The sequence below is a fragment of the Ralstonia sp. TCR112 genome (assembly GCF_007997035.1).
In the GTDB taxonomy this organism is placed as follows: Bacteria; Pseudomonadota; Gammaproteobacteria; order Burkholderiales; family Burkholderiaceae; genus Ralstonia; species Ralstonia edaphi.
The window spans coordinates 29,132-53,125 of the sequence record NZ_VOSS01000044.1 but is presented as its reverse complement, the minus strand read 5'-3'; the positions used below and the strand labels follow the sequence as shown (position 1 = coordinate 53,125).

31 protein-coding genes and 2 tRNA genes are annotated in these 23,994 nt (G+C 60.7%); all 33 read left to right on the top strand.

Translation table 11 applies throughout. From position 1 onward, the window contains the following. The first annotated feature begins 175 nt into the window (after positions 1–175). The 33 genes from FUT88_RS13485 (at position 176) to FUT88_RS26730 (ending at position 23,847) form a co-directional block, all read left to right on the top strand. Positions 176–251, top strand: a tRNA-Asn gene (locus FUT88_RS13485). A gap of 4 nt (positions 252–255) precedes the next feature. Then, positions 256–330 (top strand) — tRNA-Met (locus tag FUT88_RS13480). Positions 331–416: 86 nt separating this feature from the next. Next, positions 417–647 carry a hypothetical protein gene (locus FUT88_RS13475; RefSeq protein WP_147215813.1) on the top strand — a complete coding sequence of 77 codons (231 nt, stop codon included), beginning with the start codon at positions 417–419 and terminating at the stop codon, positions 645–647. A 432-nt stretch (positions 648–1,079) separates the two neighbouring features. Next, on the top strand, positions 1,080–1,259 hold the full coding sequence (locus FUT88_RS13470) for a hypothetical protein (protein ID WP_147215811.1): 180 nt from the start codon (positions 1,080–1,082) through the stop codon (positions 1,257–1,259). 136 nt (positions 1,260–1,395) lie between these two features. Continuing rightward, positions 1,396–1,926: an HGGxSTG domain-containing protein gene (locus tag FUT88_RS26205; protein WP_325205668.1), complete on the top strand. Its 531-nt coding sequence runs from the start codon at positions 1,396–1,398 to the stop codon at positions 1,924–1,926. After that, the gene (locus FUT88_RS13460) at positions 1,919–3,169 is read left to right on the top strand and encodes a phage terminase large subunit (RefSeq protein ID WP_147215809.1); all 1,251 of its coding nucleotides are present in this window, start codon (positions 1,919–1,921) and stop codon (positions 3,167–3,169) included. The genes FUT88_RS26205 and FUT88_RS13460 overlap by 8 nt, the downstream gene beginning before the upstream one ends. A gap of 7 nt (positions 3,170–3,176) precedes the next feature. Continuing rightward, complete coding sequence (locus FUT88_RS13455; RefSeq protein ID WP_147215807.1) at positions 3,177–4,511, top strand: phage portal protein; 1,335 nt, start codon at positions 3,177–3,179, stop codon at positions 4,509–4,511. Between the two features lie 73 nt (positions 4,512–4,584). Continuing rightward, on the top strand, positions 4,585–4,896 hold the full coding sequence (locus FUT88_RS13450) for a hypothetical protein (RefSeq protein WP_261797151.1): 312 nt from the start codon (positions 4,585–4,587) through the stop codon (positions 4,894–4,896). 20 nt (positions 4,897–4,916) lie between these two features. Further along, the gene (locus FUT88_RS13445) at positions 4,917–5,138 is read left to right on the top strand and encodes a hypothetical protein (RefSeq protein ID WP_147215805.1); all 222 of its coding nucleotides are present in this window, start codon (positions 4,917–4,919) and stop codon (positions 5,136–5,138) included. Between the two features lie 2 nt (positions 5,139–5,140). Then, the gene (locus FUT88_RS13440; RefSeq protein WP_147215803.1) at positions 5,141–5,359 is read left to right on the top strand and encodes a hypothetical protein; all 219 of its coding nucleotides are present in this window, start codon (positions 5,141–5,143) and stop codon (positions 5,357–5,359) included. Between the two features lie 7 nt (positions 5,360–5,366). After that, positions 5,367–5,630 carry a hypothetical protein gene (locus FUT88_RS13435; protein ID WP_147215801.1) on the top strand — a complete coding sequence of 88 codons (264 nt, stop codon included), beginning with the start codon at positions 5,367–5,369 and terminating at the stop codon, positions 5,628–5,630. A gap of 9 nt (positions 5,631–5,639) precedes the next feature. Continuing rightward, entirely contained in the window at positions 5,640–6,356 is a 717-nt protein-coding gene (locus tag FUT88_RS13430) for a GIY-YIG nuclease family protein (protein ID WP_147215799.1), read from the top strand. After that, positions 6,331–7,740, top strand: coding sequence for a DUF6582 domain-containing protein (locus tag FUT88_RS13425; RefSeq protein ID WP_147215797.1), 1,410 nt, complete (start codon positions 6,331–6,333; stop codon positions 7,738–7,740). Before FUT88_RS13430 ends, FUT88_RS13425 begins: the two co-directional genes overlap by 26 nt. Before the next feature lie 66 nt (positions 7,741–7,806). Beyond that, positions 7,807–8,802, top strand: coding sequence for a hypothetical protein (locus tag FUT88_RS13420; RefSeq protein ID WP_147215795.1), 996 nt, complete (start codon positions 7,807–7,809; stop codon positions 8,800–8,802). A gap of 63 nt (positions 8,803–8,865) precedes the next feature. Then, the gene (locus tag FUT88_RS13415; RefSeq protein ID WP_147215794.1) at positions 8,866–9,093 is read left to right on the top strand and encodes a hypothetical protein; all 228 of its coding nucleotides are present in this window, start codon (positions 8,866–8,868) and stop codon (positions 9,091–9,093) included. Then, positions 9,090–9,386 (top strand): hypothetical protein, encoded by a 297-nt coding sequence (locus FUT88_RS13410; RefSeq protein WP_147215792.1) that lies wholly within the window; start codon positions 9,090–9,092, stop codon positions 9,384–9,386. The genes FUT88_RS13415 and FUT88_RS13410 overlap by 4 nt, the downstream gene beginning before the upstream one ends. A 3-nt stretch (positions 9,387–9,389) precedes the next feature. Beyond that, entirely contained in the window at positions 9,390–10,172 is a 783-nt protein-coding gene (locus FUT88_RS13405; RefSeq protein ID WP_147215790.1) for a hypothetical protein, read from the top strand. A gap of 8 nt (positions 10,173–10,180) precedes the next feature. Next, complete coding sequence (locus FUT88_RS26200) at positions 10,181–10,318, top strand: hypothetical protein (protein WP_186829303.1); 138 nt, start codon at positions 10,181–10,183, stop codon at positions 10,316–10,318. Then, positions 10,315–10,662, top strand: a complete 348-nt coding sequence (locus FUT88_RS13395; protein ID WP_147215786.1) for a hypothetical protein — start codon at positions 10,315–10,317, stop codon at positions 10,660–10,662. Before FUT88_RS26200 ends, FUT88_RS13395 begins: the two co-directional genes overlap by 4 nt. Next, positions 10,662–11,522, top strand: coding sequence for a hypothetical protein (locus FUT88_RS13390; RefSeq protein ID WP_147215784.1), 861 nt, complete (start codon positions 10,662–10,664; stop codon positions 11,520–11,522). Before FUT88_RS13395 ends, FUT88_RS13390 begins: the two co-directional genes overlap by 1 nt. A 7-nt stretch (positions 11,523–11,529) precedes the next feature. Continuing rightward, positions 11,530–11,694: a hypothetical protein gene (locus tag FUT88_RS26195; protein WP_186829302.1), complete on the top strand. Its 165-nt coding sequence runs from the start codon at positions 11,530–11,532 to the stop codon at positions 11,692–11,694. Positions 11,695–11,761: 67 nt separating this feature from the next. After that, complete coding sequence (locus FUT88_RS13385) at positions 11,762–13,288, top strand: phage tail sheath C-terminal domain-containing protein (RefSeq protein WP_147215783.1); 1,527 nt, start codon at positions 11,762–11,764, stop codon at positions 13,286–13,288. A gap of 58 nt (positions 13,289–13,346) precedes the next feature. Further along, complete coding sequence (locus tag FUT88_RS13380) at positions 13,347–13,781, top strand: hypothetical protein (RefSeq protein WP_147215781.1); 435 nt, start codon at positions 13,347–13,349, stop codon at positions 13,779–13,781. A gap of 47 nt (positions 13,782–13,828) precedes the next feature. Beyond that, positions 13,829–14,266 carry a hypothetical protein gene (locus FUT88_RS13375; protein WP_261797150.1) on the top strand — a complete coding sequence of 146 codons (438 nt, stop codon included), beginning with the start codon at positions 13,829–13,831 and terminating at the stop codon, positions 14,264–14,266. A 166-nt stretch (positions 14,267–14,432) separates the two neighbouring features. Continuing rightward, complete coding sequence (locus FUT88_RS13370) at positions 14,433–14,921, top strand: HK97-gp10 family putative phage morphogenesis protein (RefSeq protein ID WP_147215779.1); 489 nt, start codon at positions 14,433–14,435, stop codon at positions 14,919–14,921. Positions 14,922–15,163: 242 nt separating this feature from the next. Continuing rightward, the gene (locus FUT88_RS13365; RefSeq protein WP_147215777.1) at positions 15,164–17,062 is read left to right on the top strand and encodes a hypothetical protein; all 1,899 of its coding nucleotides are present in this window, start codon (positions 15,164–15,166) and stop codon (positions 17,060–17,062) included. A gap of 3 nt (positions 17,063–17,065) precedes the next feature. Continuing rightward, positions 17,066–18,019 (top strand): hypothetical protein, encoded by a 954-nt coding sequence (locus FUT88_RS13360; RefSeq protein WP_147215776.1) that lies wholly within the window; start codon positions 17,066–17,068, stop codon positions 18,017–18,019. A gap of 85 nt (positions 18,020–18,104) precedes the next feature. Continuing rightward, positions 18,105–19,154 carry a phage late control D family protein gene (locus FUT88_RS13355; protein ID WP_147215774.1) on the top strand — a complete coding sequence of 350 codons (1,050 nt, stop codon included), beginning with the start codon at positions 18,105–18,107 and terminating at the stop codon, positions 19,152–19,154. Further along, positions 19,151–19,780, top strand: coding sequence for a phage baseplate assembly protein V (locus FUT88_RS13350; protein ID WP_147215772.1), 630 nt, complete (start codon positions 19,151–19,153; stop codon positions 19,778–19,780). The genes FUT88_RS13355 and FUT88_RS13350 overlap by 4 nt, the downstream gene beginning before the upstream one ends. Continuing rightward, positions 19,777–20,178 carry a phage tail protein gene (locus FUT88_RS13345; RefSeq protein WP_147215771.1) on the top strand — a complete coding sequence of 134 codons (402 nt, stop codon included), beginning with the start codon at positions 19,777–19,779 and terminating at the stop codon, positions 20,176–20,178. The genes FUT88_RS13350 and FUT88_RS13345 overlap by 4 nt, the downstream gene beginning before the upstream one ends. A 102-nt stretch (positions 20,179–20,280) precedes the next feature. After that, a complete protein-coding gene (locus FUT88_RS13340) occupies positions 20,281–21,369 on the top strand; it encodes a baseplate J/gp47 family protein (RefSeq protein WP_261797149.1) in 1,089 nt (362 codons plus the stop codon). Next, entirely contained in the window at positions 21,369–22,043 is a 675-nt protein-coding gene (locus FUT88_RS13335) for a hypothetical protein (RefSeq protein WP_186829301.1), read from the top strand. The genes FUT88_RS13340 and FUT88_RS13335 overlap by 1 nt, the downstream gene beginning before the upstream one ends. 58 nt (positions 22,044–22,101) lie before the next feature. Beyond that, positions 22,102–23,847: a hypothetical protein gene (locus FUT88_RS26730; RefSeq protein WP_261797148.1), complete on the top strand. Its 1,746-nt coding sequence runs from the start codon at positions 22,102–22,104 to the stop codon at positions 23,845–23,847. Positions 23,848–23,994: the final 147 nt, after the last annotated feature.

Here is a 23,994-nt window from a genome sequence, read left to right as displayed (position 1 = left end):
CACTCGCGGTACAGGGCTCAGTTGTGAGGGTGACAGCGACAGTCGACCATTGATGCGTCAACTGGGGCCCAAATTCCAGGGTAGAGCGCACAGCCGCATGGATGCGGCGCTAAGACTTGTCCCCCACGTAAGCCGTACGGGCTCATCAACCCGGCGCGGTGGTTCCCTCTTCAATTGTCAGAAACGCACAAAGGTGTGCGGCCGGACTGTTAATCCGTGTGAGGCTGGTTCGATTCCAGCTCGGACAGCCATTTTTGCGGTATGGCGCAGCGGTAGCGCAACGGGTTCATACCCCGAAGGTCAGTGGTTCGATTCCACTTGCCGCAACCATCTCCCCTCGCGCTCTGCGCGTTTGGCCCGCGCTGATCGGGTCGCTTTTTATTCGGGCAGAGATGCCCATTCACTAGGAGTAGACCATGATGTATTTGAAACTGATGTCGGCAGAAGACATGCCGGACAACGCCGTCGAAAAGAATTTCACGGTGGTTCAAATCCTCGACCATGAGCAATTGGACTTCATTCGAGATGGAAGCCAAGTGGTGGCACATGTGACGGGTGACAACAGCATGCGGCAGTTCACCTTGACCGGCAATGCCTATGTTCTAAATGCGCAGGGCAAAACGATCGCGAATCGCGCGCCGTATTAATCATTCCTCTTGACCGGCATGTCCGGCCATTATTCCAACATGCCCCGGCCGCAGCGCACCTTCGATGATGACGAGGCCATTCCAAGCAATGGCCATTTCCCCAGCGTCTTACCTCACCTGTACGACCAAGAGGGCGAAGACGAGGCAGTCGGGGCGATTGGGCGGGAAGGGTGCTTGCACACAGACTGTTTGCCCATGGGTGGAGACGCATCGTGAACCTGCTACGCAGACTCCGCATCTGGTGGGATGACTTGAACTGGATGGGCGAGTCCGAGGAGTTTATCGACAACTTCCTTGACGCCTACACATTTGCAGGCGGCCCGAAGCCCATGGATAAGCGCCGATCTGGCGAGTCCATGCGAGAGTACCGGTCTCGTTTCGTCGAATGGCTAACGGCGCCGTTCACTTATCCGAACCGGGCGAGTGATTGCCATGGAAGCCATTGAGTACACCCTCAAGATCAGCATCGCATGGTGGGTGAACTGGTATCTGCGCGCGCGGATCGTGCTCGCGTATCTCGGTGGGCCGTGGCCTGAACCTGAGAGCGTCGCCGACTTCATCATGCGCCGTGGTGCACGGGTGCGGTTGATCCCCTCACGAGGAAGGGCGTGATTGATGGGTGGCAATAGATTGCCTCTATCTTGCCGCGCCGAAAGTCTCAGAAATAACGGGTTTATATCCGGCGGCGAGCCGCTCGCGATAGTCAAAACCTAAAACTCACGAAACAACCCCATGAACGAGGCCACGCATGGCAAGCACATGCGGAGCCAAGACGCGGTCAGGAGCGCCGTGCAAACGGGCTCCAATGGAAGGCAAGACGCGCTGCAAGTTGCATGGCGGAGCAAGCACCGGCGCCCCCAAGGGTAATGCCAATGCCGTGAAACACGGCTTCTACTCCGATGCCCTGACCTCTGATGAGCGCGTGCTGTACGAGCGCGCCGAGGTTGGCAGCCTGGACGACGAGATCCGGCTGGCCCGGGTGAAGCTCCATCGATTCGTGCGCCTGTCCGGCTCGCTTGACCTGATGGACATGGTCGACGGCGCGCTGCAGGTCACTCGCAAGATCGGCGAGGAATACGACCGCGCGACCGAGTCGATGCAGCCGTACGACAAGAAGGAATTGAAGGCCGCCGCGCCCGACTACGCCGACCTGATCATCCGGCAGATTGACCTGATCCGAAAGCTCGAACTTGCTCGCCGCGACCTGATGGCCGACGAGGACGGCGACGCGCCGGAATCGATCCGCATCACCGTACGCCGGGCCCGAAAGGATGAGTGAACTTGAAGTCAATCTGGCGCTGACCGAGCCGCAGGAAGATTTCGTGTTCTCCGAGCATCAGTTCCCGGCCTTCGTGGGCGGGTTCGGTGCGGGCAAGTCCGACGCGCTGGTCACGCGGCTGATGATGAAGAAGCTGCTGTACCCGATGTTCAACGTCGGGTACTTCGCGCCGACCTATGACCTGATCAGCCTCATCGCTTGGCCGAAGTTTGAAGAGCGGCTGGATGCGATGAAGATCCGGCACAAGCTGAACAAGTCGGACAAGGAACTGAAGGTCGGCACCGGCGGCAACGTCATCTTTCGCACGCTGGACAATCCCGATCGGATCGTCGGCTTTGAGATTTCGGACGGCGGGATCGATGAGTTCGACATTCTGGACGAGAAGAAGGCGGCCAACGCCTGGCGCAAGTGCCTAGCTCGCTGCCGGAAGAAAAAGCCGGACGGCGACAAGAACACGCTGGCGATTGCCACGACCCCGGAAGGCTTTCGCTTCGTCTACCAGACGTGGCAGAAAGACCCGAAGGATGGATACATCCTCTACCGCGCGCCGACGTCGAGTAACCCATTCCTTCCGGATGGCTACGTCGACCAGCTGCGGGCGATCTATCCGGCGAACCTGCTGGATGCATACCTTGAGGGCTTGTTCGTCAACCTGACGAGCGGGGCGGTGTATCCGGACTTTGACCGGCACAAGAACCACACGGACGCCGAGATCATCGACGGCGAGCCGTTGCATGTGGGTGTGGACTTCAACGTCTACAACTGCACCGCAGTCATCGGGGTGGATCGCTTCGGCTACCCCATGATCCTTGATGAACTCACGGGCGTTCGGGATACGCCGGCGCTTGCGCAATTACTGGTCGAGCGTTTCCCCGGGCACCACATCACGGTCTATCCGGATGCGAGCGGGCGAGGTCACAAGTCGGTCAATGCTTCGCTCTCTGATCTGCAGATTCTGCGCGATCACGGCCTGTCGGTGCACGTTGGATCGACAAATCCGGCCGTCAAGGACCGGGTCAATGCCGTCAACGGGTTGATCCTGAACGGTATTGGCGCAAGGCAATTGTTCGTCAACACGCGCAAGTGCCCGACCGTGACTGAGTGCCTTGAGCAACAGGTGTATGACCAAAACGGCGAGCCGGACAAGAAGAACGGCAAGGACCACGCGCCCGACGCCCTTGGCTATTTCATCGTGAAACGGTGGCCGATCGATAAACCGACCTTTGCATTCGGCAGCGTCTAGGAAAACCATGGCGGTACGCAAAAAACCATTCCTGCAGCGCGTGGCCGATTGGTCTGGCGATCGACTAGCTCAAGCACTGTGGGCCGGCCGGATGCGTAAGGCGCCGGCGCGCGTGTCGACGGCCTATGCGCGGCTGATGAACCTGGGGAGTGTCCGGTACCAAAAGGACCGGCCCCTCATCAAACCGACGCCGTCGAATCTGCGGATGTTCAGCCGCACGCCTTATGCGCGGCGAGCGATCAACCGCATCAAGGGTGCGATCGCCGAGCTTGAGTGGGAAATCGTCCCCAAGGCAAACGCCAAAGAGACGTCTGAACTCAAGCGGCAGATCGAGGTCGCCACCGCATGCTTGCAGCGGCCCAACAATGATGACTCGTTCCGCACGCTGATCGAGCAGTGCGTCGAGGACTATCTGATCTGCGGCACTGGCGCGATTGAGCAGGAGATTGGCGCCGACAAGATCCGGCCACTGTGGATGTGGCCAGTTGACGCGCTTTCCATCCAGGTCTATGCGGCCTGGTCGGGCGATCGCAACGAGCCGCGGTACCTGCAAACGCAGGGCTACGGCAACGTAGGCGGAGTTCAGGGCGTTTCGCTGCTCAATGAGCAGTTGATCTACATCCGCAAAGACCCGAACACCGAGAATCCATTCGGTTACGGCTGTCTTGAGGTCGCGTTCAACTCGATCAATCGCCAACTCGGCGTCGCTGACTACGCCGGCAACCTGACGAGCAACAGCCAACCGGAAAACCTGCTGCAGTTCACGGGCATGGATCGGACGACGCTTGATGCGTTCCGGGACTGGTGGCGCAACGAGATCGAAGGGCAGGGCCAGACGCCAATCGTCGGCGGCGAGGAAGTGCAGGTACACAAGCTGCGGGGCTCGTCAGACGATGCCTTGTACCTGAAGTACCAAGAGTTCCTGCTGCGCGAGATCGCCACGGCGTTTGAACTCAGCCCGCAGAACCTGGGCGTCGAGGCGGACGTGAACCGCAATACCAGCGAGGTCGGCGACGACCGCGACTGGGACGCGATCATCAAGCCGACGGCACGCAACTTCTCTGCCTACCTGACGCGCGAGTCGATCGAGGCGCGGCTTGGGTTCAGCCAGATTGAATTCCGTTTCCGCGGGCTTGATCGTGAGGACGAACTGAACCTCGCGAACGTCTACGAGAAGGAATACAAGAACAACGCGATCACCCCGAACGAATACCGAGCGCGGCGCGGACTGCCGCCGCTGGAAAGCCAGTGGGCAGACCTGCCGTATGCCGACGTCGAGATCGCCATGAAGGGCGCAATGGGCGCCAAACAGGTCAACCCTGACCTGGCTACAAAGGAATGACAGGCTGAACGCCTGACAAGCAGCCGCTCTTCGGGGCGGCTTTTTCATGGGCGTTCGCCCTACAGGAGCAGAAATGCCGTTTGATCTCTTTGCAATGGAAGTGCCCGATGGCGCTTACGGTTTCAGCCAGAAGGGCCGCGCGCTGGTCGGCGCTGGTATCGGCGTAGCCAATGCTGCCGGCGGGGGCGCTGGCGCATCGGTGACGGTCGTCGTTAGCGGCCTGAAGAATCTGCCCGCCAACTTCGGCGTGGTGGTCAACCCTGGCCAGGACGCCACTTGGTGGATCTCGGCCAAGACCTCCACCGGCTTCACGATCAATCTGTCGCCGCGCCTGGCTGCCAACACCTTGGCATCCGGCACGATTGATTGGTTCCTGTTCGGTTGATCACCTCAAGGACCTGATCAATGACGACCTACATCGCAAACCTCGGGACGATCGCTCTGTCGGCAACCGAGAAGAACGCCGTCGCCTCTGCCGTTGGCGCTGAAGACGCGCAAGGCATGCTCTCCGCGATCAACAACACGCTCGTCGAGACCATCGCGCAGTTGCAACGTCTCGCAACGTACGTGCCGGCTGGCGCCAACCTGACGGCGATCAACAACGCCATCACACAGTTGCAGACCTGACCATGACCCAGCACGCAGATGTGAAAGCGGCCCGAATCGCGGCCGAAAAGGCGATCAACAGCGCGCCGACCGCGGCAAACCACGCCCAACTGGGCCGTCTTGCCGAGCTGGAAGCGAAGATCGCCGACCTGAAGATCGCCGTTGCGCGCATCAACGCCGCCGGCGGCATCTTGGATGCCAACGCCGCAACCGCGCTGGCCAACCTCGTTGCGAACCTCTGAGGACACCATGGCACGACAAAAGAACGACGCTGCGGCTCCTGAAGCCGCCGGTGCTGATGCCGCTGACGTGGCCGAAACTCCGCAGGGCTTCTTGGCCGAGGTTCAGGCGGCACTCAAGGGTGCGGTACAAGCCGGCGACAACGCTGCACACGGCGCGTTGGCCGCGCTTGAAACCGGCATCGGCGATCTGCGCTCCCTGCTGGTAGCGGTCGAGCGCGAGGCATCGGACGACGTCAAGGCGATGATCGCCAAGATCAAGGCCGTTCTGTAAGGAACATCGATGGCGGTTGGCATCTACGTCATTCGGAACGTGTCGAACGGCAAGGTCTATATCGGTTCGTCCGGCGATGTTACGACTCGCTGGCGGCAACATCGATCTGATCTGAACTGCGGTAGGCACCACTCAATCTCGTTGCAGCGCGCCTGGGCGAAATATGGTTGTGGTGCATTCCAATTCGAGCTGATCGAGATTGTCCAAGACGTCGACCAGCTGCTTGTTCGCGAACAGTTTTGGATTGACTCGTACCGCAGCACCGTGCGCGAGTGCGGATACAACATCGCCAAACATGCCGAAGCCCCAATGCGGGGTAGGAAGCATCGCCCAGAGTCCATCGCAAAGCAGATTGCCGCGCAGACCGGCCGAAGATTTAAGAAATCGGAAGAGGCGAGACTGCGCGAGCGTGAGCTTCGCCAGAGCAATCCGCTGCCGCCCATGAGCGAACAGACCCGCCAGCGGCTTTCGGATGCTCTAACCGGGCGCAAGCTCTCTGATGAGACCCGGATGAGGATGTCGATTGCAAAACGCAAGCCGCGGGGTCCGCAATTGTCACGCCGCGCGCTGACGCCGGAACAGTCGGCTCAGGTGAAAGCGCGACTCCGTTCTGGCGACCTTGGCTATGTCCTAGCGGCTGAATTCGGCGTTAGCGCCACCACGATTTCAAATATTCGGAAGGAAATGCACGGGGATCAACATGAGCCTATCCAAAGAGCGGCGTGACGCCTTGCCGGATAGTGATTTTGGGGTGCCAGGAAAGAGGGCGCTACCAATTCACGACGAGCGGCACGTTCGGATGGCTTGGTCGCAACTGCCGCGCACTCAGGGCCTTTCCGACTCGGAGCGCGAGGAAGCGCGAAGCAGGATCATCCATAAGGCAAAGGCACTCGGCATCGATGTTTCCAGTTGGGAGCTGCATGCGCTGGCCTTTAACTTGGAAGCGATGTCGCTGGCGATGCCTGATGTCGAAGGTCATCCCAACAGGATGCCTTTCTCAGGCATCTTGACGCGCATCGATGAGCCGTCCGACGCGCCGCCGAACGGCAGCACCGGTAAGCGAACGTACATCCCGCGCGATGTTGCTGAGAGAGCCATCCCCAGTCTGCTGGGCATGGCGATTGATTACACGGAAGACTTCGATGGCCACGACAAGAAGGCCAAGATCGGGGTTATCACCGAAGCAAGAGTTGAAGGAAACGCGATTGGAATCGCGGGCTTCCTGTACGCAAGTGACTTTCCCGAAGAATGTGCGCGCATTAAAGCGGAGAAGAATCGTCTTGGGTTCTCGTATGAGTGCCTAGCCGCCATCTCCGACCAAAGTGCCGACCCTTGGGTAGTAGAACACTGCGTATTCACCGGAGCGGCCGTGCTTTACAAGCATCTGGCGGCCTATACCACCACATCACTGGCCGCTCAGGCCGAACAGGAACTTGAAATGACCAAGGAAGAACTCCTGGCCGCGCTCGCCGAGGCCAACAAGCCGCTGGCTGCGGCCGTCGAAACGCTGACTGGCAAGGTCGCTGAACTGGAGGCCAAGGGCGCATCGCTCGCTGGCCCGATCATCGATCAGGTCAAGCCGCACGTTGACGCGCTGAACGCAGCCGCCGATTCCATGGAAAAGGCCGGCGTGGGCACGCATGCGACCGCCGGCCACGTGGGCGTCGTTCGCCGCGTGGCTGCGCACATGGCCGCCGCCGCCGTCTCCGGCAACGTGCCGCACATCTACCGCGACCACGACTACCTGCCGGGCGCGACGGTGGAAGCCGCTGCCGACAAGGCCGCAGCGCAAAAGGCCATCTCCGATGCCGTTGCTGCCGCTGTCAAGCCGCTGCAAGAAGCTCTCGAAGCTTCGCAGACCAAGCTGACCGATCTGCAGGCCAAGGCTTTCGCCACCGCGCAAGAGCCGGAACGCAAGACCATCTCGCCGGCCATCAAGACGCTGCTGGCGAAGGGCGGCATTGCAGAGGCCGAAGTCGCCGACGGCAAGAAGCTCACCGTCGAGCAGGTCGACAAGGCGCTCGAAGCCGCTGGCGTTAAGGGCACGAAGGCCATCGAGGCCAAGCTCAAGATGCGTCACGAAGGCCTGATGGTCGTCGGCCAAGCCTGACCCCGAATCCTCCCGCATCACCCGCACCCCGCTTCGGCGGGGTTTTTCATTTCTGGAGCATAGAACATGGGTGTTCAAACCAAGTTGCTGAGCCTCGACGCAGCCGCCGACTATCTCGGCACCGGCGCGATCGAAGTTCCCGAATTCGAGCGCGAGATCATGGACGTTCTGCGCCGCTCGTCGATCCCCCTGCAGCGCATCAAGCCGAACAAGGCCACCGGCCACCCGCACCGCTACTTCGAGCAGACCGCTCTGGCGAGCGCGGCAGCCGTTGACCCGCGCAACCTGTCGGCGACCGCCACCGGCCCGACCCGTGTGGAACGTCCGGCGTTCATCAAGGCCGTGACCGCTCAGTCCAATCTGTCGCTGTTCGACAAGGATGTGACCGAGCAGCAAGGCCAGTTCGCCAGCGTGGTCGCCAAGGACGTGGACGACATCATCAGCGCGATCGAACTCAAGCGCGCTTCGATGTTCTGGGCCGGCACCGACACCAGCATGTCGGCCCCGACCACGCTGGAATGGATGGGCGGCCTGTCGCAGATCACCCAACAATCGGTCATCGCCCAAGGCGCATCGATCATCGACGGCCTGAAGACCGCCGTGGCCAACATGGTCGCGAACCAGACGTACGTCGTGCGTCCGACCGCGATCTACCTGAACCCGCTGCTGGCTGATTTCATCGACCAAGAAGCGAAGGCCTCGCGCATCACGCTGGACGAGATGGAAGTCGTGGCCGGCGTCACCGTGGCCGCGATCTCGACGCAAGTCGGCAAGCTGCCGCTGATCGGCGATCCGTTCATGCCGACCACGCCGGCCGCTACCGCGCAGTACGGCTTCTCGGCAACGCCGACCGGCGTCAAGGGTTACTACGCAGCCATCCTGATGGAATCGGAAATCGAGATTCCGTACATCAGCGGCAAGGAAGACAACCCGAATCCGCGCCTGTTCCAACTGGGTCTGGTGGGCAACCTGTCCGGCCAGTTCGTGGGCGTGAAGTTCGATTCGGTGATCTTCAAGGGCGCTTCGTACGCCCACGCCGTGGTGCAAGTGCAGCGTCCGTAATTCGGGCGGCAGTGACTAAAAAGGGCCGCCTTCGGGTGGCCCTTTGTCTTTCCAAGAGGCGACATGAAGGTCTATCACCCCGGCGCGCGCGGCAAATCCACCACATTCGTTCAACCTGGCGTTCATCACCCGGTTTCCGACTGGATGGATGAGACCGGCAAACCGCGCATGTTCGCTGTCGAATTCATCGAGGGTGTTGCGGAAGTCCCCGACAACCTCGGCAAGTATCTGATTGATCGTGAGCTGGCCTCGTGCAGCCCGATCATCCTCCCTGAAGGGGTTGCTGCATGAGCGTCGCCCAGCAAATTCTGATCGGCGCCCAAACGGGTGCCGCCACCTCTCAGCCGTTCCAACTGTCTGCCGCTGACGGCGCTTGCTCGCTGGTCGCGGGCGGCCTTGGGGCGAGCGAGACGGCTACCGTTCAAGTTCAAGACGCGGGCGGCAACTGGCAGAACGTGCCGGCTGCCATCTGCGCCCAGATGACCTCCACGACGATGGAAGCGGTATTGAATGCCCCTGGCATCTACCGCGTCGCCAAGACCGCAACCGCTGCCGCAGTCGGCGTGGTGCTCTACCGCATCTGATCTATGCCCTCCACCTACCTGCAATCGACTGACTACGCGGCTTTCGGCGTGCCTAGCGCGACGGCCCAACAGGTCACGCAGGCGAGTGTTTTGGTGGATGCGTACCTGCGACGCCCGGCTGGCCTGATCTACGTGAAGGACTCCACCGGGCAGCCTGCCTACATGGCCGCATTGAGCCCGGAACTGACGTTCACCAGCGTTGGCGCGTTCGGTCCTGGCAACGGCATCCAGGTGCAAGTGAATGGCCCGGTGCAAGTGCTGCAGGTCGGTGAATGTGTTGTGCTGGATCGGGCGAATCCTTCGCTTGTGGAGTCGGTGCAGATCACCAGCATGACCGGCAACACGCTGACGCTCGGCACGACAGCGGCCATCGGGGCGCAGGGCGTTCAATTCCCTCACGCCGCTGGATGCACGATCGATACCGGTCTGCTGATCACCGAGAAGCGCTACCTACCGAAGAATCGCAGCGAGGTGATGCTCGCGCACACGCCTGTCGGGCGGATTGTCGGCGGTACCGGTCGGTATGCGTATGGCCGCCGCGGCGACGCTGCGAGCTACAACACCGATAACTTCAACCTGCTGGCCAGCATCAGCAAGTTCGGCGGGCCGCCGGCTTGGGAAATCTGGCCGGCAAACAGCGCCGCCGGGATCGACTCGAGCACGGGGCAGCTTTGGGTGCCGGCGGCATCATGCTGGCGTACTACAGCGAGATCAAGGTCCGCTACGTCGCCGGGTTCCAGTACACGAACCTGCCTGACGAGATCAAGCTGGCCACGGCGCAGTTGATTACGGCGATGTCTCAGAACGCCCAGATGGGCGCCTTGAAGTCCTATCGGGCCGGCGATACCCAGATCGAGCAGTTCGCCGCGACAGTCATCAGCGATGACGTCAAAGCCTTGCTGAATCCGTGGCGCGCGAGGATGTTTGTATGACCTTCCTCTACCCGCGTACTGTGGCAATCACTCGCCCGAACGGCCAGGCCGGCGTCGGAGTTCAACCCTACGGCGGCGAAACGCCAGCCAACGAGGCACCTGTCGCGTCTGGTCTGCCTGCATCCATTCAACTGCAAAAGGACAGGGGCAGGCCGGCGGCGGATCTTCCTGCCGATGCCGGCAAGACGATGTGGCGCGTGTTCATCCCTGTGGCATCAGCCGCGCTTGGCTTGATCAAGACGCGCGATATCGTGACGGATGACCTAGGGCAGCGCTATCAGGTCGTTGGGCCTTACTGGAATTCGCTCGGGCACAACCTGCTAGTCGAGCGATTGGAGACGTAATGGCCGATCTCACCGATGTCAGTTCGGCTCTCGTCTTGCTGATCGACGGGGTGTTGTACCCGAACGGAGATGCGCAGTCGCCGGCCTCTGGAGTGCCTGCAACCCGCATCTATCCAGGCTGGCCGGTACCGGGACAGCTTGATGCGGATCTCGCCGCCGGAATCGCGAATGTGTCCGTTTTCAATCGTCCTGAAGCCAGGAACACCACACGATACCAGACGGTGCCGCAGGACATGACCGTCACGGCGCCGACGCTGACGCTCACGATCAACGGCCGCACGGTCACGGTCGGCGGCACGGTCGCCGCAGGAGTGAACACGGCGGTCATCGTTGGCACGTCAGCCTTCACGTACCAAACGGTCGCCAACGATACGCTGAGCACGATTGCCGCGGCGCTGGCCAGCCAGATCAACGCGGCCTATCCGGGCACGACGTCCAGCGGCGCAGTCATCACACTGCCGAACACTGGACCGCCGATCAATGCGGCTCGAGTCGGTGGCTCAGGCCAGCAGATGACCGAGGCCGGCCGCGTGGAGCAGGTTTTTCAGATCACGGTCTGGGCCAACACGCCGGACAACCGCAAGGCCATCGCGAAACTGATCACGCCCGCGATCATGGCCACGCGCTTCCTGACGCTGGCCGATGGGACTGCCGCGCGCGTGATTCTGAAAGGGCAACGCGACGACGACGTGCCGCAGAAGGAATTGCTTTTCCGCCGCGACATCATGGTCACGGTCGAGTACGTCGAGACGGTTGTGAACACGTCAACGACGGTGGTCGACATCGTCCAGAACACCGCCGTCGGCGTGAACGGCTACAACGGCGGCACTTACCCGAACACCACGACTACCAACGTCTGAGGCAACCATGGAATTTCATCTGACCGTCCGCGAGCCCTTCGGCGTGTATGCCAAGGGCGACGAAATCACCGATCCCGTCGAGGTCGCCCGCGTGCTGGCCTCCGAGAACGAGGGCCACGTGCTGAAACGCGCCGCGCCCACCGATTCCAGCAAGCCGACCAAGGCGAGCTAAAGCCCAACCCCCTCCCGATTCGCCTGAAGGCCCGCCAAGTGCGGGCCTTTTTCATTGGAGACTCTGAATGACACAGATCGTGCAGTACGGTCAGGTCAATACCACGGCGCTGATCGTGCCGGATCTGATCGTCCAGATCATCGCGCCGCAAGTGGCGCAACTGAACGGCGTCCCGACCAACGTCGCCGGCTTCGTCGGCACCGCCACGTGGGGCCCGGTCAACGCGCCGACCAGCATCGGCAGCATGGCGGACTATGCGCGCAACTACGGCGCCATCCAGAACCGTCTCTACGACATGGGCACGGCCGTTGCTGCCGCTGTCCTGCAGGGCGCCAACAACTTCCGTTGCGTGCGCGTGACGGACGGCACCGATACGGCCGCCACGGTCGTTGTGCAGACGAGCTGCATCACGTTCACCGGCAAATACACCGGCACGCTGGGTAATTCGGTCTCTGTGCAGGTGGCGAACGGTTCGCTGGCGAACTCGTATAAGGCCATCGTCACGCTGCCCGGCCAAACGCCGGAAGTGTTCGACAACATCACCGGCACCGGCAACGCGCTGTGGGTCAACATGGCCAACGCGATCAACAACGGCCAGGTCGGCGCGCGCGGCCCTTCGCAGATCATCGTCGCAACGGCTGGCGCAGGCACGACCGCCCCGGCGCTCGCAACGTACAACCTCGCAAGCGGCACGGACGGCGCCACGACGATCACCGGCACGACGCTGGTGGGCGTGGATACGATCCCGCGCAAGGGCATGTATGCGCTGCGCGGCACGGGTGCATCGGTGGCCGCGCTGGTGGACTGCTCGGACACGACGACCTTCTCGACGCAGGTCTCCTACGGCCTGTCCGAAGGCACGTACATGATCGGGGTCACGCCGCAGGGCGACACGATCAGCAACGCCGTATCGACCAAGGCGACCGCCGGCATCGACTCGTATGCGTTCAAGTACATGTTCGGCGACTGGGTCTACTTCCTCGATCCGGTCAACGGCGGCACTCGCCTGATCTCGCCGCAGGGCTACGTCGTGGGCGTGCTCGCCAATCTGGCGCCGCAGCATTCGTCGCTGAACAAGCAGCTCTACGGCATCGTTGGCACGCAGAAGTCGGCGCAGAACCTGCAGTACAGCGCGGCCGAATTGCAGTCCCTGGCTCAGGCGGGGATCGACGTCATCACCAACCCGATCCCGGCTGGCAATCAGTTCGGCGTGCGCATCGGCCACAACAGTTCGTCGGACAGCACTCGCAACGGCGACAACTACACGCGGATGACCAACTACCTCGCGGCCACCACAGCGCAAGGCATGGGCATCTACGATGGCCGCCTGCAATCGTCGCAGCCGACCGACCCGCTGCGCCGCAACGTCAAGGCCACGCTCGACAACTTCTATCTGAACCTGCAGCAGCAAGGACAGATTGACGACTTCACGGTGCAGTGTGACCTGAACAACAACCCGCCGAGCCGTATCGCGCTGGGCTACCTGCAGGCCGATGTGCGGGTGCGCTACCTGGCCGTGGCCGAGAAGATCCTGATCAACCAGGAAGGCGGTCAGTCCGTGACGATCAGCCGTCAGCAACTGTCGAGCTTCTAAGCCTTTCCCGCCTTAACAGAGCCGCCTTCGGGCGGCTTTCCCTTTTTCTGGAGCAACTATGGCCATTGGTCCGTTTAACACCGGGCGGGACGTCGTGCTGGACGTGATGACGCCCACCGGCCCGCTGCGTCTGCCGACGACCGTCACCGACTGGGAAGCAAAGCCCAAGTACAAGACGATCGAATCGATCGCGCTCAGCGGCGAGAACAACCACGCCAACGTGCCGATCGGCTGGACCGGCACGATCGGCCTGGACCGCACCGACAACGTCGTGGGCGACTTCTTCGTGCAGCTCGAGGCGCTGTACTACTCGGGCGTGAACATCGGCTACGCGACGATCCTTGAGACGATCAGCGAGTCGAATGGCGCCGTGACGCAGTACCGCTATACGAAGGTCTCCCTGCGGCTGGAAGAGGGCGGCAAGTTCGTCGGCGATGACCGCGTGCAAGTCAAAATCGGCTTCGAGGCGTCGCGCAAGATCAAGCTGCAGTAATTTTCGGCTGCGGATAGGTTGGCCGACCGACAAGCGCGCTGCCCTGAGTGCGCTTCCGCAGCCCCTATTCAGGGGTTTTGCAGGGGAAACCCAACATGACGAAGAAATCCACGCTGGAACTGACTGAAGTCGAAGCATCGTCGCCGTCCGCTCAACTCGTCCAAGCCGCCGCATCCGAAGTGGTTGTGACGGCCGCAAACGGTCGGATCATCAAGCTGAAGAAGCCGGGTGTCTTGGCGCAGTTCCGGTTGATCAAGATTCTGGGCGATTCCGCAAAGAATCAGGTCTACACGTCGATGATGCTGCCGCTGATCTACGTGGCAGAACTTGACGGCGATCCAGTGTTGCAACCGCAGAGCGAGCGCGAACTTGAGGCGCTGATCATGCGTCTGGACGATGCCGGGGTGGAGGCGGTGATGAACGGGGTTCAGGAGAACTTCGGCGCCGCCAATCCCGACGCCGACAAGGCCGAGCTAAAAAACTAGTAGAGGCCACGCCAATCCGGGAAGCGCTGTGGCTGGTAAAGAACGGCGTCCCGTTTGACGTGGCCTTTCAGTTGGGCGACGTGCACCGTGCGGCCTTTTCCATCATCTTCAGTGAAATGGAAGGCCACAAGTTCAATTTTCAGTCCATGCGATTTGAGGAGCCGAAATGAGGGAGTTTTCAAGCCTCGCCGCATTCGCGACTCATCTCGTTGAACTGCAAACTGCCGTCGCCTTGGAGGCTCACCGGGGGCTCAAAGAGGTGGCAAACGCCATCACGAAAACAGCCAAAGACGAGATCGGTCATTACCAGGAATCGGTCGGACCCTTCCCTAAGTGGGCCGAGTTGGACAAAAGTACCAAGAAGGATCGCGTGCAGCAGGGGTATTCAGAGAACGACCCCTTGCTGCGTTCTGGCGAGCTTCGAGACTCAATTGAGAACGAGGTAAGCCGCTTGGAAGCGGTTATTGGCTCGAAAAGCGAGATTGCGGTGTATCAGGAACTCGGCACCGACGAGATTCCGCCGCGCCCATTCCTTGGGCCTGCCGTGATCCACAACCACCGGCTCATCAAACGGATTTTCGGTGAGGCGCTGGTGCGAGGCCTGCTCGGCGGCGCCCCGATCCCCGGGCGGGTTGGTTACGACCAATCAATCTGATGCGCGCTTATAGAAGTGCCCAAATAAGCACGCCGACGGCTAGCATGACAATGATGGACATGAGCAAAAGGCCGACGCCGAAAAGCAGGATGTCTAGCCGGTTCCCGAGCGGCATTTGATGGACGAAGCGCAGGAGCCGATGATTGCGCGCATTTGCGCTCTGAGGGCGTATGTCGGGGTACTGAACCCACGAAAACCTGTCCGCTGCCCATTCGTGGATGCGGTATTTGAGCGAGTGCCTCATGTTTGAAGCCTATAAAATCGGCGTCCGAATCAGCCTAATCAACCATGCGAGCATGGGGCTTGCGGCGCTGTCTAAGGACTTCATGAAGACGGAGGAGCAGGCAGCGCGACTCCAGAAACGCATTGATAGCATAAAAAATCAGGCTTTGAAAGGCGGCCTGATGCTTGGCTTGGCCGGCGGCCTTGGTGGTTTGCTAAAAGCGCCTTACGAAGAGGCGAAAAAGCTTGAGCAGGAACGCCAGAAGTTCAATGTCCTGAATCTTTCGGCTGCTGACAACGCCCGCGCATTCGCGCAAGCCCAGACGCTTGCGCATAAGAACCTTGGCACAACGATCGGCGAGAACATCGCCCTGATCACCGACCTGCACACGGCGCTAGGCGATCTGCCCAAGGCGCTGCAGATGAGCGAAGACTTTCAGAAGTTCTCAATTGCCGCCAAGATCCAGAACGACGGCAAGCCGGTTGAGGGTCTTGTCTATAACGCCGTGAAGGCGCTGGAGCACCGCGGCGACCGCGTGGCCCAAAGCCCGGCCGAAATGAAGCGCGAACTCGACATGATGTCGAAGGTGTACTTCGGATCGCGCGGCAAAGTCGGCCCGAACGACTATTTCCACGCTTCCCAGACCGGCAAGCTGGCTTATACCCTGTTCGACCCGGAATTCTTGTTCGGACAGTTCGCCGCCTTCATGCAGTCAAAGACGGGGCCGACGGCCGGCACGTCCGCGATGACCTATGTGAGCAGCCTTCTTGGCGGCCACATGGACAACAAGGCTAAGGGCTTCATGACGTCCCTTGGCCTATGGGATATGTCGGTCAGCCCGCAGGCCAAGCTGATGCAAAACGCCGTCAACGACGCTATCAAGCAAGACCCGTCGATTGCTGGCGCTTTGAAGAAAATGCACATGCTGACCCCCGTCGTCGGGGGATTGGCGCCGCAGTTTCTGGAAATGGCATCGCGTCGACCTGATGAATTCATTCAGAAGGTGGTTGCGCCGCGTATTCGCGAGCGCTTCGGCATGGACCTTACCGATGAACAGGTCGCCGGGATCATCATGCGGAACTTCAACCGCAGCACGGCAGATTTCATCGGCTCATTCATCACGAGTGAGCACAAGTACGAAAAGGACGCCCGCATCTTTGAAAACTCGAAGGGGTTCGGTGCCGCCTATCAGCAGTACATCAAGTCCCCGGAAGGCGCAGAAGTGGCAGCAGATGCGGCATGGCGGAATTTCCTCGCCATGTTTGGTTCTGTCTACTTGCCGGTCATCACAAAGGGGCTGATCAAGATTGCTGGCGCTCTGGATTCCCTGTCCCAATCTGTTGAGCATCATCCTGGCGTCTTCAGGGCTTTGGCTTATGCATTGGGCTTGGTGTCTGTCGGGCTTGGTCTGCGTGGCGGCGGCCTGTTGCTGAGCGCTGCATTCCGCGGCCTTGGCCTTGCTCTGGCAATGCAAACGGCTGGCGGTGCCGCAGGCATCTTGAAGATTGCTGGTGCGATCGGTGGCGCTGGAAACACAGCACTTGTCGGTGCGCTTGGCGCTCTCTTGAGCCCTGTTGGCTTGGCGGTCGCGGCGCTCGGGACACTGGCGCTCGCCGCTTATGCTTTCCGGCCCATGAGTCAGTCTGAGATCGACTCTTACAAGGATCAGGGTGGGGCGCGGCTCACGCCGGGCGCTCAGGCGCGAGTCAATGCCGGCGAATTGAATGGCGGTGGGTACGTCAAGACCAAGCAGCAACAACCGCTCAATCTAACGGCGTCCATCTACCTTGATCGAACAAAGCTCGGCGATGCGCTTGTCAGCTACATGGCGGACGGTCTCAGCAAGCCGCAAACAGGCCGGTCCGGCACCGACATGACGATGAGCCCGCTCCCGATTGGCCACAACTACGCACGATAACTCATGGCGACTAACCTCTCTCTCGGCGATGTGCTTTTCGCCGAACTGGAAGTCCCTGAGCACATCACGTTTGGCGGCGAGCAGAAGCTGACGGTGCATGAACTTGTGGGCGGCACGCGCATCGTTGATGCGATGGGCCGCTCTGACATGCCGCTGGAGTGGTCCGGCTACTTCATGGGGCAGGATGCGCTGTCTCGAGCGCGTTACCTTGAGACGCTTCGCATCTCTGGTCAGCCAATCCCGCTTGTCTGGTCGGAATTGCAGTACATCGTCGTCATCTCGCAATTCAAGGCGGATTTTCAGCGGGAATGGCACATCCCGTACCAAATCTCGTGCGTGGTCGTGCAGAACGCCACGCAACCGCAGACTTCGCTTGCAGGCCCGTCGATCAATGACCTGATCGGCTCTGACCTGTCGCTGGCGAATTCGCTTTCAGACCTGATCGGAGACGGCCCGCTGTCTGGGTTGATGGGGTCGCTGAACACCGCGATCTCGACGGTTTCCAGCTTCGCCAGTGCCGCACAGAGCACGATCAACAGCGTGCTGACGCCGATTGCCGCGGTGCAAACGCGGGTGTCAACGCTGATCGGCCAAGCGTCGAATACGATCGCCAATGTGACGACGCTCGGCGGCCTCGTGCCGAACAATCCGATCTCGACGGCGGCGGCGAAGCTAACGGCGCAGGTTACGGCGTTCAACAGACTGCCTCCGCTCTATAACCTGCAGTCGGTCGTGGGACGCATGTCTCTGAACCTTGGCAGCGTGTCGGGCGCGTCGCAGCAGATCACGACCGCCGGCGGCAACCTGTTGCAGATCGCGGCGAAGGTGTACGGCAACGCAGAAGCTTGGACCGGCATCGCCAAGGCAAACGGCCTGAGCGACCCGACGGTACAGGGTGTGCAGACTTTGAACGTTCCGGTGCGCCCGGACAATGCTGGTGGGGTTCTGAGTGGCTAGTCTCAATACTGTTCCCGCGGTGCCGACCGCTCGGCAACCGCGCGGGATGGTGTTGCTCGGTGATCCGAATCAGCCTGGCACTCGGGTGCCGTGGATTGATTGGGAGGTCGAGCAAAACGTCTGGCACTCGGCCAGCACGTTCCGGGTGCGTCTCCCGATCTCGGCGCTGACCGATCCAGTCAATCTGCAATACGTGATCAGCACGAACCCGCTGCAGGCGCAGATTTACGCGGGCTTCCCGCAAGACCCCGATCAGTACGGAACGGCGGACCTGCAGCAACTCATCATCGGCAACGTCGACCAAGTGCAGTTTGATCCCGCTCGGCGCACGGTTGAGTTGTCCGGGCGGGATTACACGTCACTGCTGATCGACACCAAGACCTTTGATCGGTGGACGAACCAGACGGCCAGCCAGATCGCCACGACGCTCGCAAAGCGTCACGGCTTGACGCCGCAGGTGACGGCCACAAAGGGACTGGTGGGCAAGATTTACGAGATCGACAAGATCCACGATCGACACGGCTCGACAGAGTGGGAATTGCTCACTTGGCTGGCCAGCGTCTACGACTATGTGGTGTACGTGCAGGGCATGACGCTGTATTTCGGTCCTAAGCCGGACCCGAAGACTGCCACGCCATACCTGATCCAGTGGCAGAACCCGGACCAAGATCGCGGCTTCTTCCAGGCGAACATCTTGGATGTGTCCTTCTCGCGCACGCTGACGGTCGGCAAGGGCGTCGTGGTTCAGGTGCACAGCTTCAACCACAAGCAGAAGGCCGGATTCTCGGTCACGTACCCGCAAGGCAAGGCCAAGGGCATCACGCCTGGCACGGCCAAGGCGCCGGCGCAGGTGTACAGCTACATCATCGCCAACCTGAGTCAGCAAGATGCCCAGCAGCGGGCGATGAAGATCTACAACGACATCATCCGGCACGAGCTGAAGATGACCGCCCAGCTTCCGGGCGACAACATCCTCATGCCGAACGTCATGGTTCAGGTTTCGGGCACGGAAACGCAGTTCGATTCGATGTACTACGTCGAGTCGGTCGCGCGCCGCATGTCGTTCGATTCGGGCTACACCATGTCGGTGCGCGGCAAGAATCACAGTCTGGACACATCGGTCATCCCATCATGAGCGCTTTCGCAAACCTGATTCGCGCGCATGCGCAGATGGCTCAGGGAGAGAAGACCACACATAGGGTTGGGCAAGTTACAGCCTATGACCCAAACAAGTACGCCGTGAAGGTGAAGTTCTGGCCGCGCACGGATGAAAGCACGGGCTGGATTCCGCTGGCCTCAACGTATGTCGGTGCAGGGTGGGGCTTAGTCGCGGCGCCGAGCGTCGGCGATCAGGTCATCGTCGCCTTTGATCTTGAGGATCAGGATGCGGGCGTCGTCGTTGGACGCTTCTACACTGACGTGGAACAGCCGCCGGCGGCGCCGTCCGGTGAATTCTGGCTGGTGCACAAGTCTGGCTCGCTGCTCAAATTTCATAACGATGGATCGGTTGAACTGAAGGCCAGCGCTGGCATCACCTACACGGCAACGCAACATCACTTCGTCGGGCCGGTGCAGATGGACAACACACTGAACGCTACGCAGGCCATCACAAGCCAAGCAGACATTCAGGACAACACCGGAACGAACGCTCACTCAATGAGCCAGATGCGGACCATCTTCAATACGCACACCCACCACGTCCAGAATGTTCAGGGTGGCAGCAGCACGGTTGTGTCTAACGCTCCGGATCAAACAGAATGACGACGCAACTTCTCGCCGATTTGAATCACCTCTGGGGGCAGGACGTGCTCACAAGCCCGACCGGCGATCTTAGTGCAGTGAACTCGGCCACCCGCAGCCAGCAGCGCGTCATCCGCCGGCTGCTAACGAACCCTCTGGACGCGAACGGGCCGCCTGACTATGCGCTACATCCGTCCTACGGCGCGGGCTTGTCCCGATACGTCGGCCAGGCCGTAGACACGGCCAAGCTGCGCGCGCTGATCCGCGGGCAGATGCTGATGGAGGACTCAGTGGCGCGCAACCCCGAGCCGCAGATCACCGTGACGCGGCCCGATCCGTCAACGATCTCGGCCTACATCCGCTACACGATCGCCGGCACTGGAGCGCCTGCAACGCTTTCTTTCAACGTCAATTCCTGACCTTTCGCCACTCCATAACAGGCCGCCTCCGGGCGGCTTTTTTGTTGCCTGGACGCCATGCCTCAAGTCACAAGCCAAGACCTGCCAACAGTCATCGGGAACATGGCTTCGGCCATCCAAGCCAAAGCGAAGGTCTTGGTCGACTTCACGGTCGGCTCGGTCACGCGCGCCATCGTTGAAGCGACGGCGCAGGTCGTTGTGTGGCTGGAAGGCCTGATTCTCCTGCTGCTGCAAACGACTCGAGCGGCGACGTCGAGCAATGCCGATCTTGACAGCTGGATGCTCGACTACGGTCTGACGCGTCTTGCGGCGACGTCTTCGACCGGTCAAGTCACGTTCTCGCGCTTCACGCCGACCTATCAGGCCGTCGTTCCTGTTGGCACTGTCATCCAGACCGCCGACGGGACGCAGCAATTCACGGTTGTCGCTGATACCTCGCAATCGGCATACAGCGCATCGCTGGGCGGCTATGTGATTGCGGCGGGCATCACAAGCGCGGTTGCGACGGTTCAGGCGGTGAACACCGGAACCATCACCAACGTGCTGGCGAACACCATCACCACGCTCACGCAGGCGGTGCAGTACGTCGACACGGTGACAAACGGCGCGGCGTTCACGAATGCGATCGATACGGAAACCGACACGGCATTCCGGGCGCGTTTCGTTGCCTACATCAACTCGCTTTCGCGGGCGACAAAGGCGGCGATTGGGGCAGCCATTCTGGCTGTTCAGCAAGGCCTGCAGTACACCCTGACGGAGAACCAGACGTATGCTGGCGCGACGCAGATGGGCAATTTCTTCGTTGTGGTGGACGATGGATCGGGCTCGCCGCCTTCAGCGCTGCTAAACAGCGTGAGCAATGCGATCGATGCGGTCCGGCCATTCACCAGCACATTCGATGTGCACGCGCCGGTTGTTGTGAGCGTGACGGTCGCCATGACCATCACAACCGCAACCGGATACACGCACTCTGCGGTGGTTTCGACGGTCCAGGCGGCTCTACTCGCTTACATCAACACCCTTCCGCTAGGCACGGCGTTGGCCTATAGCCGTCTTGCTCAAATCGCTTACGACGCTTCTCCTGCCGTGACGAACGTGACCGGCGTAACGCTGAACGGCGGCACGTCGGATGTCGCCGCAACAAGTCTTCAGGTGATCAAAACGACTTCCGGGTCCGTGGTGGTGAGCTAATGTCGACGGGTGATTCTAACGACGTGTTTGCACGGCTGAAGTCGGCGCTTCCGTCTCGCTGGTTCGGCGCGACGTCCGATTCCGTGCCAGTGGTTGACTCGCTGCTGGCAGGCATCACGACCGCGCTCAGCTTCGTCTATTCGCTGTACGCCTACGCCAAGCTGCAAACGCGAATACTGACCGCGTCGGATGGCTGGCTGGACATGATTGCGGCCGATTTCTTTGGCACGTCGATCCAGCGCAAGGCGAATCAAACCGATGCTTCGTTTCGCGCGACGATCATCGCCAACTTGTTCCGCGAGCGCGCGACACGCCATGCAATCGTCAAGGTTCTGCAAGACCTGACGGGCCGGACGCCAAAGATCGTCGAGCCGAAACGACCGGCAGATACCGGTTCATATGGCGGTCCGCTGATCGGATACGGCGTGGCCGGGGCGTATGGCTCCATGCAGATGCCGTATCAGGCTTTCGTCATCGCATATCGACCGCTGGGCAGTGGCATCCCTTCGGTGGCCGGCTACGGCATATCGACGGGCGGCTACAGCCAAGCGTCACAGGCTGAATGGGCTTCTCTTTCCATGATTCAGCAGGCCGTCACCGACGCAGACATCTTCGCGGCCATTGATAGCGTGCGCCCCGCCGCAACCATTGTCTGGACAAACATCCAGTCGTAACCAAACACCACTTCGCACAAAGGCACCTTCGGGTGCCTTTTTCTTTTGAGGCTCACACATGACTGACCGCGTAATCGTCTGGGCTGGCCAGATCCCCCTTGAGACGGACGTTCTGCGCTCGAACAAGTTTGCGATGACCGGCATCGCGAAGCTGGCCGCCGCAGTGCTAGGCACTTCCGCGACGGTCGTGAACGGCTTGGCCTGCGTGCCCACGTCTCCTGCGGGCCTCACGGTGAACGTGAACCCTGGCGAAATCTATAGCCTCGTCAGCATGGACGCGACGGCTTATAGCTCGGTCGCCGCAGACACGACGCACCAGATCCTGAAGAGCGGCATTCTGCTAGATGCCGTCAACCTTTCGTGCCCCGCACCGGGCACCGCCGGTCAGAGCATCAACTACCTGATCGAAGCGATTTATCAGGAAACGGATACCGACCTGACGACGCTGCCTTACTACAACGCGTCGAATCCCACCTCCGCTTGGTCGGGCCCGAATAACAGCGGCACGCCACAAGCTACGACACGTAAGGGCACCGTTGCTCTGGTGGCAAAGGCTGGTGCTGCTGCGACGACCGGGTCTCAAATCACGCCGACGCCGGATGCAGGCTATACCGGCCTGTGGGTTGTGACGGTTGCCAACGGCCAGAGCACGATCACCGCCGGCAACATCACTCAGTACGCTGGAGCCCCGATCCTGCCGTCGTCGCTGCTCGCGTCGATCCAGAACGGCAATCTGTCGTATGCGGTCGCCACCGGCACGGCCAACGCGCACACCATTGCTCTGACGCCAGCGCTTCAGGCGCGCGTCGATGGCATGCAGATCCGCTACAAGGCCCCGGCAGCCAACACGGGCGCCGTTACATTGAACGATGGCCTTGGCGCGGTCCAAGTGCTGGGCGGGAATCACGCCGCGCTTCAAGGTGGCGAGTACGCTGCGAACGGCGATGCGTTCGTTGTTTGGAACAGCACGGTCAGTGGTGGTGCGTACATTCTTGAGGGATGCACTGGCGGAGCCCTGCAAGTCGCCCAGGCTACAGCCAGTCAGCACGCCGTGCAGTTCGGGCAAGTGGCTGGCGTTGTCGGTTCGACTCGGAACTTAAAGATGTCGGTGCCGACTGCCTCGGCATCGGCCACGATGACGGCCGACGAAATCATCGTTGAGTCTGCGCTTGGCGGTCTGCGGTATTGCATTGCGAACTTCAACAAGGCCGTCAATTTGGCGACGACTGGCGCCGGGGGTATGGACACCGGTACGGCGCCGGTGAGCGGTTATGTGGCGCTCTACGCCATCTACAACCCGGCGACCTCGACCGCGGCGTTGCTCGCCGTCAACGCCACCAGTGCGGCCGCACCGAACGTGTACGGCGGCGCCAACATGCCTGCTGGATATACAGCGAGCGCGCTCGTGGGGGTGTGGCCGACGAATGGTAGTGGTCAGTTTGTAACCGGCACGCAGCGGGACCGGACTTGCTATATCGCGAGCCTTACCGCCCTCAATTCCTCGACAACGCAGGCCAGCTTTACGGCGCTATCGATTTCCGGGATCGTTCCCGCAAACGCAATTTCGATCTCGGGGTCGCTTCAATGCTCTGGATCGACTACGACAACAATCGCCCTCTCGGTGGGGGCGGATGCGTCAGGAAGTGGTACAGCGATCTCATCTTTCGGAACCAGTGGTGCACAGGCATACACCGTACCGTTTCAAAAGGTTGGCATTTCAAATTCTCAAAACCTGTACTACAAGGCGACCAACACTGCAGGCACGCCAACCTTCATCATTTCGATCAGCTCCTACGAGATATAAGGGTAAAAGATGTTTGTGCAATTTTCAGATGCGACCGAGACAAAGATAGCCTCAATTTTCTCTTGCCCACAAGACCCCTCAATATGGCCAAATCAGGGGGAGGTGCTGCTCAGTGACGCGCGCTACGCAGCATATTTCAATTCATTG

Bases quoted from the DNA above. Each gene is read 5' to 3' on its own strand.
- FUT88_RS13475 (WP_147215813.1), top strand. From the start codon at position 417: ATGATGTATTTGAAACTGATGTCGGCAGAAGACATGCCGGACAACGCC.
- FUT88_RS13470 (WP_147215811.1), top strand. From the start codon at position 1,080: ATGGAAGCCATTGAGTACACCCTCAAGATCAGCATCGCATGGTGGGTG.
- FUT88_RS26205 (WP_325205668.1), top strand. From the start codon at position 1,396: ATGGCAAGCACATGCGGAGCCAAGACGCGGTCAGGAGCGCCGTGCAAA.
- FUT88_RS13460 (WP_147215809.1), top strand. From the start codon at position 1,919: ATGAGTGAACTTGAAGTCAATCTGGCGCTGACCGAGCCGCAGGAAGAT.
- FUT88_RS13455 (WP_147215807.1), top strand. From the start codon at position 3,177: ATGGCGGTACGCAAAAAACCATTCCTGCAGCGCGTGGCCGATTGGTCT.
- FUT88_RS13450 (WP_261797151.1), top strand. From the start codon at position 4,585: ATGCCGTTTGATCTCTTTGCAATGGAAGTGCCCGATGGCGCTTACGGT.
- FUT88_RS13445 (WP_147215805.1), top strand. From the start codon at position 4,917: ATGACGACCTACATCGCAAACCTCGGGACGATCGCTCTGTCGGCAACC.
- FUT88_RS13440 (WP_147215803.1), top strand. From the start codon at position 5,141: ATGACCCAGCACGCAGATGTGAAAGCGGCCCGAATCGCGGCCGAAAAG.
- FUT88_RS13435 (WP_147215801.1), top strand. From the start codon at position 5,367: ATGGCACGACAAAAGAACGACGCTGCGGCTCCTGAAGCCGCCGGTGCT.
- FUT88_RS13430 (WP_147215799.1), top strand. From the start codon at position 5,640: ATGGCGGTTGGCATCTACGTCATTCGGAACGTGTCGAACGGCAAGGTC.
- FUT88_RS13425 (WP_147215797.1), top strand. From the start codon at position 6,331: ATGAGCCTATCCAAAGAGCGGCGTGACGCCTTGCCGGATAGTGATTTT.
- FUT88_RS13420 (WP_147215795.1), top strand. From the start codon at position 7,807: ATGGGTGTTCAAACCAAGTTGCTGAGCCTCGACGCAGCCGCCGACTAT.
- FUT88_RS13415 (WP_147215794.1), top strand. From the start codon at position 8,866: ATGAAGGTCTATCACCCCGGCGCGCGCGGCAAATCCACCACATTCGTT.
- FUT88_RS13410 (WP_147215792.1), top strand. From the start codon at position 9,090: ATGAGCGTCGCCCAGCAAATTCTGATCGGCGCCCAAACGGGTGCCGCC.
- FUT88_RS13405 (WP_147215790.1), top strand. From the start codon at position 9,390: ATGCCCTCCACCTACCTGCAATCGACTGACTACGCGGCTTTCGGCGTG.
- FUT88_RS26200 (WP_186829303.1), top strand. From the start codon at position 10,181: ATGTCTCAGAACGCCCAGATGGGCGCCTTGAAGTCCTATCGGGCCGGC.
- FUT88_RS13395 (WP_147215786.1), top strand. From the start codon at position 10,315: ATGACCTTCCTCTACCCGCGTACTGTGGCAATCACTCGCCCGAACGGC.
- FUT88_RS13390 (WP_147215784.1), top strand. From the start codon at position 10,662: ATGGCCGATCTCACCGATGTCAGTTCGGCTCTCGTCTTGCTGATCGAC.
- FUT88_RS26195 (WP_186829302.1), top strand. From the start codon at position 11,530: ATGGAATTTCATCTGACCGTCCGCGAGCCCTTCGGCGTGTATGCCAAG.
- FUT88_RS13385 (WP_147215783.1), top strand. From the start codon at position 11,762: ATGACACAGATCGTGCAGTACGGTCAGGTCAATACCACGGCGCTGATC.
- FUT88_RS13380 (WP_147215781.1), top strand. From the start codon at position 13,347: ATGGCCATTGGTCCGTTTAACACCGGGCGGGACGTCGTGCTGGACGTG.
- FUT88_RS13370 (WP_147215779.1), top strand. From the start codon at position 14,433: ATGAGGGAGTTTTCAAGCCTCGCCGCATTCGCGACTCATCTCGTTGAA.
- FUT88_RS13365 (WP_147215777.1), top strand. From the start codon at position 15,164: ATGTTTGAAGCCTATAAAATCGGCGTCCGAATCAGCCTAATCAACCAT.
- FUT88_RS13360 (WP_147215776.1), top strand. From the start codon at position 17,066: ATGGCGACTAACCTCTCTCTCGGCGATGTGCTTTTCGCCGAACTGGAA.
- FUT88_RS13350 (WP_147215772.1), top strand. From the start codon at position 19,151: ATGAGCGCTTTCGCAAACCTGATTCGCGCGCATGCGCAGATGGCTCAG.
- FUT88_RS13345 (WP_147215771.1), top strand. From the start codon at position 19,777: ATGACGACGCAACTTCTCGCCGATTTGAATCACCTCTGGGGGCAGGAC.
- FUT88_RS13340 (WP_261797149.1), top strand. From the start codon at position 20,281: ATGGCTTCGGCCATCCAAGCCAAAGCGAAGGTCTTGGTCGACTTCACG.
- FUT88_RS13335 (WP_186829301.1), top strand. From the start codon at position 21,369: ATGTCGACGGGTGATTCTAACGACGTGTTTGCACGGCTGAAGTCGGCG.
- FUT88_RS26730 (WP_261797148.1), top strand. From the start codon at position 22,102: ATGACTGACCGCGTAATCGTCTGGGCTGGCCAGATCCCCCTTGAGACG.